Origin of the sequence: Leifsonia sp. NPDC058230, from assembly GCF_042882245.1 — a bacterium.
GTDB lineage: Bacteria > Actinomycetota > Actinomycetes > Actinomycetales > Microbacteriaceae > Leifsonia.
The window spans coordinates 621039-630387 of the sequence record NZ_JBHVWM010000004.1; the positions used below are offsets into that span (position 1 = coordinate 621039).

10 protein-coding genes are annotated in these 9349 nt (G+C 67.2%); 6 read left to right on the forward strand and 4 right to left on the reverse strand.

What is annotated here, in order from left to right:
• Nucleotides 1-61: 61 nt before the first annotated feature.
• The 3 genes from ACFVV0_RS16015 (at nt 62) to ACFVV0_RS16025 (ending at nt 1344) form a co-directional block, all read left to right on the forward strand.
• The gene (locus tag ACFVV0_RS16015) at nt 62-619 is read left to right on the forward strand and encodes a MarR family winged helix-turn-helix transcriptional regulator (protein WP_387065148.1); all 558 of its coding nucleotides are present in this window, start codon (nt 62-64) and stop codon (nt 617-619) included.
• 41 nt (nt 620-660) lie between these two features.
• Nucleotides 661-1002, forward strand: coding sequence for an ATP-dependent DNA ligase (locus ACFVV0_RS16020; RefSeq protein ID WP_387065150.1), 342 nt, complete (start codon nt 661-663; stop codon nt 1000-1002).
• Nucleotides 1003-1137: 135 nt separating this feature from the next.
• Nucleotides 1138-1344, forward strand: coding sequence for a hypothetical protein (locus ACFVV0_RS16025; protein WP_387065153.1), 207 nt, complete (start codon nt 1138-1140; stop codon nt 1342-1344).
• 30 nt (nt 1345-1374) lie between these two features.
• Here the strand turns inward: ACFVV0_RS16025 and ACFVV0_RS16030 are convergent, their stop codons facing one another.
• Entirely contained in the window at nt 1375-2286 is a 912-nt protein-coding gene (locus ACFVV0_RS16030; protein WP_387065155.1) for a sigma-70 family RNA polymerase sigma factor, read from the reverse strand.
• A 294-nt stretch (nt 2287-2580) separates the two neighbouring features.
• Here ACFVV0_RS16030 and ACFVV0_RS16035 point away from each other — a divergent pair, with 294 nt between their 5' ends.
• Nucleotides 2581-4011, forward strand: a complete 1431-nt coding sequence (locus ACFVV0_RS16035) for an MFS transporter (protein WP_387065218.1) — start codon at nt 2581-2583, stop codon at nt 4009-4011.
• A 22-nt stretch (nt 4012-4033) separates the two neighbouring features.
• Here ACFVV0_RS16035 and ACFVV0_RS16040 read toward each other — a convergent pair whose 3' ends face one another.
• Together ACFVV0_RS16040 and ACFVV0_RS16045 are read right to left on the reverse strand one after the other, a co-directional pair.
• Nucleotides 4034-4999: a DNA topoisomerase IB gene (locus tag ACFVV0_RS16040; protein ID WP_387065156.1), complete on the reverse strand. Its 966-nt coding sequence runs from the start codon at nt 4997-4999 to the stop codon at nt 4034-4036.
• The gene (locus ACFVV0_RS16045; protein WP_387065158.1) at nt 4996-5934 is read right to left on the reverse strand and encodes a Ku protein; all 939 of its coding nucleotides are present in this window, start codon (nt 5932-5934) and stop codon (nt 4996-4998) included. Before ACFVV0_RS16045 ends, ACFVV0_RS16040 begins: the two co-directional genes overlap by 4 nt.
• A 76-nt stretch (nt 5935-6010) precedes the next feature.
• Here ACFVV0_RS16045 and ACFVV0_RS16050 point away from each other — a divergent pair, with 76 nt between their 5' ends.
• Nucleotides 6011-8437 (forward strand): ATP-dependent DNA ligase, encoded by a 2427-nt coding sequence (locus ACFVV0_RS16050; RefSeq protein ID WP_387065160.1) that lies wholly within the window; start codon nt 6011-6013, stop codon nt 8435-8437.
• On the opposite strand, the gene ACFVV0_RS16055 is transcribed toward ACFVV0_RS16050, so the two are convergent.
• Nucleotides 8424-8843, reverse strand: coding sequence for a nuclear transport factor 2 family protein (locus ACFVV0_RS16055; RefSeq protein WP_387065162.1), 420 nt, complete (start codon nt 8841-8843; stop codon nt 8424-8426). The genes ACFVV0_RS16050 and ACFVV0_RS16055 overlap by 14 nt on opposite strands.
• A gap of 184 nt (nt 8844-9027) precedes the next feature.
• Between ACFVV0_RS16055 and ACFVV0_RS16060 the strand changes: the two genes are divergently transcribed.
• Nucleotides 9028-9349, forward strand: a 322-nt coding sequence (locus ACFVV0_RS16060; protein ID WP_387065165.1) for a hypothetical protein, incomplete at its 3' end; no start/stop codon positions are given.

Sequence of the window (9349 nt, forward strand, 5' to 3'; positions counted from 1 at the left end):
TTACCTAGCCAAGTAAGTAAATAACTTAGCACGCATCTTGCCCAACGCATAGGATGCTCACATGGCTTCTGAGAAGGACGATGCACAGCGCATCTCGGGCTCCCTGCTCGACCCCCGTGTGATCGATCCCCGCCAGGAGCTCGTGCGGCACGACGACCTGTCCGAGGAGGAGCTGCTCCAGGTCATCCGCGTGCTCACCTCGATCCGCCAGTGGCGGGAGGCGGAACAGAAGCTCAGCTTCGAATCGCGCACGCACATGAAGCTCAACGAGACCGACATGAAGGCGCTGCGCTACATCATCGCGTCGATGAACGCCGACGTCGCCGTGACCGCGGGTGCTCTCTCCGAGCACCTGCACATCTCGACCGCCTCGACGACGAAACTGCTCGACCGGCTGGAGAAGGCCGGGCACATCGAGCGCCGGCCGCATCCGACCGACCGCCGGGCGGTGACGGTGGCGATCACCGATGAGACACACCGCGAGGTGCGGCGCACAATGGGCGTGCAGCACGCGCGACGGTTCGAGGTCGCCAAGCGACTCGCTCCGGCGGACCGTGAGGTCGTCATCCGGTTTCTCACGGAGCTCAGCGAGACGATCGCCGCGCCGGTCGAAGCCTAGTCTGCGCGCGTGACCGCTTCGCGTCCTGTACCGTTCAAGCCATGGGCAAGCTCATTTACGCCGGGACCACTGAGATCGGCTTCGAAGACCGCGTTCTCGCGCACCTGCAGATCGTCGTCGGGCTCAAGCTGCGCCGCAAAGAGGGCTTCTTCTTCTCCTGGCGTGACGAGCAGAGCGTGGGCGACGGCCGCAGTGCCATCTGGATCGACCCAGCCATCCCGCTGCTGTTCCGGTACAGCGGAGGCCGCCCTCCCAAGATCAACAAAGCCTGGCTCGAGGCCCTGACCGTGTCCTCCAACAGCGCGCAGGGTCTGCAATTGACCGAGGAGATCGGCGCGCTCGGCGCCGACGAAGTCAACGCGGACTCGGCTCCCGGGCGCTGACCGTCGATAGTCACTGATCCGTCGGCGGGGGTTGCAAGGAGCAGAGCACGCGCCTAGCGTTGCGGCGCAGAGCAGAACAGCGGGCCCGCTCAGCGCTCACGGCGCAGGGCTCGAAGCAGGAATCGAGGCAAGCCCATGACTTCCACGCCCGACAGCGCGGGAACCCCCTCAAAGACGTCGACGCCCGACACCAGTGCGGCCGCCCAGTCGGCGCCCGAGCACTCGGATGCGCCGGCCAGCTCGCCCGTCGCGGAGGACTCGGGGGTCGAGGAGACCGATCGTCCCGGGGACATCCCGTTCGAGCAGGCGGTCGCAGAACACGAGAACCCCGCGCTCGAGTGAGCACGGGGTCCGTGTGAAGCGGGTCGACCGCTACCGCAGGTACTCGAGCAGTTCCGGGCAGCGCAGTCGCTTGAGACTGCGCGTCTCGAGCTGGCGCACCCGCTCCCGCGTGATGCCGTAGATCTCGCCGACCTCGTCGAGGGTCATCGGCTTCTGACCGTCGAGGCCGAAGCGCATCCGCACCACCTTGGCGTCGCGTGCGGGCAGTTCGCGCAGGCGGTCCTCGAGGTCGCGGTGACGGAAGTCGACCTCGACCGCCTCCGAGGGCTGCGGGAAGTCGTCGTCCTCGATGAGGTCGCCGAGTTCGGCCCCGTCGTTCTCGCCGACGGGAACAGCGAGCGACACCGTCTCGGAATCGCTCATCTGCAGCTTTCGCACCTCTGCGGGCTCCAGGTTGGACGCCTCCGACATCTCCTCCAGCGTCGGAGTACGGCCGAGCTCACCGCCGAGGTCGCGGCGGATGCGGTCGAGCTTGTCGATCTTCTCGACCGTGTGCACGGGGATGCGGATCAGCCGTGCGGTGTCCGCGATGCCGCGCAGGATGGACTGGCGGATCCACCAGGTCGCGTAGGTGGAAAACTTGTTCCCGGTGCGGTAGTCGAACTTCTCGACAGCGCGCACCAGCCCGAGATTGCCTTCCTGGATGAGGTCCATCACGGGCAGCCCACGGCCCGCGTAGCGCTTGGCGATGCTCACGACGAGGCGGAGGTTCGCCTCGATGAACCTTTCGAACGCGCGCTTGCCGTCCTCGGCGAGCCACTGCAGTTCACGGCGCTCCGTGGGCGTGAGGCCCGGGCGTTTGGCGATGCGCTCTCCTGCGAGAACGCCGACTTCGATCCTCTTCGCGAGGGCGACTTCCTCCTCGGCCGTCAGCAGGCGCGTTCGTCCGATCGAGTTGAGGTAGTCGCGCACCGGATCATTCGTCACTTCGAGCATTGTCATTTCTTTGTCCCTCGGCTCGGATTCGTCTTCTCTGTCTGGTGCATCGGGATTTCCGGGTCGGGTGGAAATCCCAAGCAAACGTAAACATCTGGGCACTACCCCCAACAAGGGGTTGACAGAACCGGGACGTGTCGCTACTCGTGCTGCATTGTCGTATCCGCGAGTGCCATCCTGTCAAGCCCCTGGTGGCATCCGGAGGTCACGATTACCGTCCTGCCGGTGAGCGAGCATTCATCGAACTCCCAGGCGGCAGAGCTGCAGTTGAAGACGATCGAGACGACGATCCCGGCACGGATGGACCGCCTTCCCTGGTCCCGCTGGCATTGGCTCGTCGTGATCGGTCTCGGCACGGTGTGGATCCTCGACGGTCTCGAGGTCACCATCGTCGGCGCGATCGGCAGTCGCCTCACCGAACCGGAGAGCGGGCTGGGGCTGACGACCGCCCAAGTCGGTCTCGCCGCCGCCATCTACGTGGCCGGAGCCTGTACCGGATCGCTGGTGTTCGGGTACCTCACCGACAGGTTCGGGCGCAAGAAGCTGTTCATCATCACGCTCGGGCTCTACCTGCTGGCGACTGTCGCGACAGCCTTCGCGTTCACCCCGGCCGTGTTCTTCATCTGCCGCTTCTTCACGGGTGCGGGCATCGGCGGCGAGTACGCCGCGATCAACTCTGCGATCGACGAGCTCATCCCGGCCCGGCGACGCGGTGTCGTCGACCTCGCGATCAACGGCTCGTACTGGCTCGGCACCGCGTTCGGGGCCGTGCTCACCGTCTTCCTCCTGAATACCGACATCTTCCCCGCCGACCTCGGTTGGCGCCTGGCGTTCGGTCTCGGCGCCGCGCTCGGCCTGGTCATCCTGCTGGTGCGCCGCAACGTCCCGGAATCGCCGCGCTGGATGTTCATCCACGGCCGGGACGAAGCCGCCGAGAAACTCGTGCAGGGCATCGAGGACGAGATCGAGAAGGAGGCCGGGGAGAAGCTCGAGGAGGTTCCGGCCGACAAGGCCATCACGATCCGCCAGCGCAGGGCGACCGGGTTCGGCGAGATCGTGCGCACCGCCGTCACCCGCTATCCCAAGCGTTTCGTGCTGGGGCTGTCCCTGTTCATCGGGCAGGCGTTCCTCTACAACGCGGTGTTCTTCACCTACGCGCTGGTGCTCACGAAGCTCCTGGGCGTTCCCGACGACGTCGCACCCTGGGCCCTCGTACCGATCGCGATCGGCAACTTCCTCGGTCCGCTGCTGCTCGGCCACTTCTTCGATTCGGTCGGGCGGCGCTTCATGATCACGCTGTCGTACATCGGGAGCGGCGTGCTGCTCGTCGGCACCGGGATCCTCTTCGACTCCGGCGCACTCGACGCCTTCTGGCTCACCGTGTGCTGGATGGTCGTCTTCTTCTTCGCCTCGGCGGGAGCGAGCAGCGCATACCTGACCGTCAGCGAGATCTTCCCGATGGAGACGCGCGCCATGTCCATCGCGTTCTTCTACGCGATCGGGACGGGACTCGGCGGCATCGTCGGCCCGATCCTGTTCGGTCAGCTGATCGAGTCGGGCATCCACGCGGTGGTCATCGGCTACTACATCGGGGCGGGGCTCATGATCGCCGCCGGGCTGGTGGAGCTGTTCCTGGGTGTGGATGCTGAGCGGAAGTCGCTCGAAGACATCGCGACACCGCTCTCGGCGAGCACGACGACGTCGGAGGACGCAGCGGACCGTCGGGGGTGAATCGCCGGCTTCGGGTAGTCGGCTACCCGATCAGGTCGAGCAGCGCGGGTTCCGGCGCGCGGCCGTTCGAGCGATCGATGACGTCGCCGGAGCGGTAGCGGTCGAAGATCCTCGGGTCGATGTAGCTGTTGCGGGCGATCGTCGGCGTGTTCCCGAGCGCGGCGGCGGCCTCGTTCACGGCCGCGCTCATCCGCTTCTTGCGCTCGCTCTCGGTGCCGCCCACGCCGAGGGTGGCGAGCGCCGTCGCGGCGGCGATCGTGCCGTGCAGCGTGCGGAAGTCCTTCGCCGTGAACTCGCCCCTGGTCTGGCGCCGGATGTAGTCGTTCAGCGACGCCGGCCTGATCGTGTGCCAGGAGGTGTCCCGCCACGACAGAACTCGCGAGCGCTCACCCCTCGCGTCGCGCACTTCGCCGAGGAGCGCGGCCACGTCCTCGTCCGAGATCGTGCTCGTCCACTTCTGGGCGCTCTTCGCCGGGAACGTCAGCGTGACCTCGTCACCGTCGATCGCCACGTGACGGCAGAGCAGCGTCGTGAGCCCGCGGCTTCCGTTCGCGTGCAAGTACTCCTCGCTGCCGATCCGCAGCGAGCCGAGGTCGATGATCCGGAGCGCTGCGGCGAGGATGCGGTCCTCGCCGAACCCCGGCTCCCTCAGGTCGATCGTCACCCGCCGCCGCGCCGCCGGCAGCGTATCCGCGAGCTGGAGGGCGCGGTCGAACTTGATCCGGTCCTGGTGGATGCGCCACGCCTCGTGGTAGAGGTACTGACGGCGGCCCGCCTGATCGGTGCCCACCGCCTGGATGTGCCCGAGCGCATCCGGAGATATCCACACATCCCGCCACGCCGGCGGGATGACGAGCGAGCGGATGCGCTCCAGCTCACGCTCGTCGACGATCGTGTTGCCCGCCTCGTCGTCGTAGCGCACGCCCCGCTTCGAGCTCACACGGTGGTAGCCCGGACCCGACGGGTCGCTGCGCCTCAGACGCGTCACGCAGGCTTCTTCCTGGCGGCAGGCTTCTTCTCCGCGCCGCCCGCGGTCTTGGCCTTCGTGGCGGACCCCTTCGCTGAAGTCGAGCCCGCAGAGGCCTTCTTCGCCGTCTTCGTGCCCGACGCCTTCGACTCGGGCGAGGCTCCCTTCGACCGGCTGCGCTCCACGCTGCGCTGCAGGGCCTCCATCAGGTCGATGACCTCGCCGCCACCGGACTTCTTCTCCTCCTCCTCGCCGAAGGTCTCGGCCGTGTCGATCGCGTCGCCCTGCTCGAGTTTGGCTTCGATGAGCTTGCGCAGCTCCTCCTGGTACTCGTCGCTGAACTTCTCCGGTTCGAAGTCGCCGGCGAAGCTCTCCATGAGAGCCTCCGACAGCTGCAGCTCGCGCTGGGAGACCCGGGGTCGCTCCTGCAGCGACGGGAACTCCGCCTCCCGGATCTCGTCGTTCCAGAGGAGGGTCTGGATCATGAGGACGTCACCACGAACCCGCAGAGCAGCGAGCCGGCTCTTCTGGCGCAGCGCGAAATTGACGATCGCCGTGCGCTCGGAGTCCTCGAGGGTCCGCCGGAGCAGCTCGTAGGCCTTCAGGGACTTCGAGTCCGGTTCGAGGTAGTAGCTCTTGTCGAACATGATCGGGTCGAGCTGGTCGTTCGGGACGAACTCGACCACGTCGATCTCACGGCTGCGCTCGGCCGGGAGGGAGGCCAGATCCTCGGGGGTGAGGATGACCGTGCGCTCACCGTCGTCGTACGCCTTGGCGATGTGCTCGTACGGGATGATCTTGCCGTCGATCTCGCACCGGCGCTGGTAGCGGATGCGCCCGCCGTCGGCGTCGTGCACCTGGTGCAGCGCCACGTCGTGGTCCTCGGTCGCGCTGTAAACCTTCACCGGAACGTTGACCAAACCGAAAGTGATCGCGCCCGTCCATATGGCCCTCATGCGACCATCGTCACCGGAGAACGCCGGATTATCAACCATTGGTTGAAGTTCGGGGGTGCTGGCGTAGCGTTCAGTCATGGCGACATCCGACACCGAGGTGGTCGAGATCGACGGTCACCGGCTCAAGCTGACCAACCTCGACAAGGTGCTGTACCCCGAGACGGGCACGACCAAGGCGGATGTGATCGGCTACTACGCCGCCATCGCCGAGGTGATGATCCCCCACACCCGCGACCGCCCGGCCACCCGCAAGCGGTGGGTGCACGGCGTCGGGACACCCGACCATCCCGGTGAGGTCTTCTTCCAGAAGAACCTCGACGAGGGGACGCCCAGCTGGGTGAAGCGCCGCACGATCAAGCACAAGACCAGCACCAACGACTACCCCCTCGTGAACGACCGCGCCACCCTCGCCTGGCTCGCGCAGATCGCATCCCTCGAGGTCCACGTTCCGCAGTGGCGGATCTCGCGGAACGGCACCCCGAAGAATCCCGACCGCCTCGTGCTCGACCTCGACCCCGGCGAGGGCGTCACCCTGGCGGACTGCGCCGAGGTCGCCCGGCTCGCCCGCGACATCCTGACCGACATGGGGCTGGAACCCATGCCGGTGACCAGCGGCAGCAAGGGCATCCACCTCTACGCCGCCCTCGACGGCAAGCAGACCAGCGACCAGGTGTCGGCGGTGGCGCACGAGCTCGCGCGCGTGCTCGAAGCCGATCACCCCGACCTCGTCGTGAGCGACATGAAGCGGGCCATTCGTGCCGGCAAGGTGTTCGTCGACTGGAGCCAGAACAATGCAGCGAAGACGACCATCGCGCCGTACTCTCTGCGCGGGCGGTTCACGCCCACCGTCGCCGCGCCGCGAACCTGGCGCGAGCTCGCGTCGAAGGACCTGGCGCAGCTCGACTACCAGGAAGCGCTCGCCAAGGTGAAGCGGCGGGGCGACCCCCTCGCCGACCTGTCCGCCGGACACCTCGACGAGGACGTGCACGGCGCGGCCGAGGACCGTCTGACGACCTACCGCAGCAAACGCGACGCCGGTAAGACCCCCGAGCCCGTGCCGGATGAGACGCCGCATTCGACCACCGGCCGCACCTTCGTCATCCAGGAGCACCACGCACGGCGGTTGCACTGGGACTTCCGTCTCGAGCACGACGGCGTGCTGGTCAGCTGGGCCCTGCCGAAGGGACCGCCAACCGACGCAGGCCAGAATCACCTCGCCGTGCACGTCGAGGACCACCCGCTCGAATACGGTGCGTTCGAAGGCGACATCCCCCACGGCGAGTACGGGGCCGGGCACGTGACGATCTGGGACGCCGGCGACTACGACGTCGAGAAGTGGCGCGATGACAAAGAGGTGATCGTCACCCTGCACGGCACTCCGGGTGGCGGCCTCGGTGGCGACAAGAAGTTCGCACTCATCCACACGGGTGGTGACGGCAAGGCCGCGCAGAACTGGCTCATCCACCTCATGAAGACGGATGCGGACACGAAGCGCCCGGCAACCTCGCGGAAGCCGGTGCGGTCGGGCGGCACCATCACCAGCGAGCCTGTCTCCCCCATGCTCGCCACCCTCGGATCGGCCGCCGACATCCACGACGAGGAGGAGTGGGCGTTCGAGATGAAGTGGGACGGCATCCGGGCCGTCGCCGAAATCCGCGACGGCGCCCTTCGGCTGACCACGCGCAACGGCAACGACGTTACGAGCACCTACCCGGATCTCGCCGGCCTGCCGGAGCTGCTCGACGGCCACGATGCCGTGCTCGACGGCGAGATCGTGACACTGGACCCGTCGGGGCGGCCCGACTTCGGCATCCTGCAGACCCGGATGGGCTTGACCAGGCCAGCCGAGGTGACCGCGGCGATGAAACGTGCCCCCGCGCACTACATGGTTTTCGATCTGCTCGAACTGGACGGCACGAGTCTCGGCAGGAAATCGTACGAGGAACGGCGCGCGGCGCTCGAAGACGTACTGCGCCCGCCCAAGGGCGGCCCCGTGCAGGTTCCGCCCGCGTTCGACGGCGACCTGGAGCACGCGATCGAGTCGAGCCGGGAGCTCGGCCTCGAGGGCGTCATGGCGAAGCGCCGCGACAGCACGTATGCGACGGGCCGTCGGTCCCGCAGCTGGGTGAAGATCAAGCACCACCGCACCCAAGAGGTCGTCATCGCCGGCTGGCGTCCGGGGAACGGGCGTCGGGCCGACACCGTTGGTGCGCTCCTGCTGGGCATCCCCGACAGTGGTGGCCTGCGGTATGTCGGCAAAGTCGGGACCGGCTTCACGGATGCAGTGCTCGACGACCTCAAGAAGCGGCTCTCCGCGCACCCGCGCACGACCAGTCCGCTCTTCGACGTGCCGTCGCTCGACGCGCGCGACGCGCACTGGGTGCGTCCGGAACTCGTCGGCGAGGTGGAGTTCGCCGAGTGGACTCCGACCAACCGCCTGCGTCAGCCCAGCTGGCGCGGACTGCGGCCGGACAAGTCCGTCGAGGACGTCAGGCTCGAGTAGTGCCCGCCGGATTGTCGACCGAGTCGCCGGTCTCGCGGTAGGTGCCGTGGCCAGACACGACGAGGGCGCGGTGGCGGTCGCTGCGGTGGTCGTTTTCGAAGACGAGCACCTCGCAGACGAGGCCGCCTCGCTGGTTGCGGAAGTTGATCACGATCACATCGACTCCGGCGTAGACATCGACGAGTTCGAACCTCAGGTCGGGGATGCGCCGCAACCCCTCCTCCCAGTAGCCGCGGATCGCCGCCTTGCCGTGCAGCACGCCGCCGCTCTCCCCCAGGAGCTCGCGCGCGACCGGTGAGCTGAACGTCGCGTCGTCGGAGAAGTGCGCCAGGACGGCATCGATATCGTGCGAGTTCCAGGCGTCGAGCCAACTCTGAGCGAACGCCAGCGGATCGGTGGAGAACATGCCTCGACCCTAGCGCGAAGGTCGAAGCGCGAGAATCTGTTCGGCCCGGAGTCGATGCCATTCCGCCGGAAGCCGACTCGACCTGCTGAGGAACCCGTGGCGCGGCTCGGTTCATGCGGCGTTGGGTATTCGTATTCGTCCGCCGGGTCGTGGTCGTTGGTGGGGGTCGATATGGGTCGGTGGGATGAAGTACGGCACGTTCTCGCGCACGTGGATATCCCAGTTGTCGTGGTGGATGCGGTGGTGGTGGCGGCGGCATAAACAGGATCCCGTTGTTCAGGTCGGTGCGGCCGTGGTGGTTGTCCCACCACCTGATGTGGTGCGCTTCGGTATAGGACGGCGGGTGGGGGCAGCCGCTCCAGGCGCAGCCGCCGTCGCGTTCGGCGAGGGCGAGTTTTTGGGTGCGGGTGAAGAGGCGGTGGCTGCGGCCGAGGTCGAGGACTTCACTGTGGGTGCCGAGGATGGTGGGGATGAGGTGGGCGTCGGCGGCCATCCGCCGGATCGTG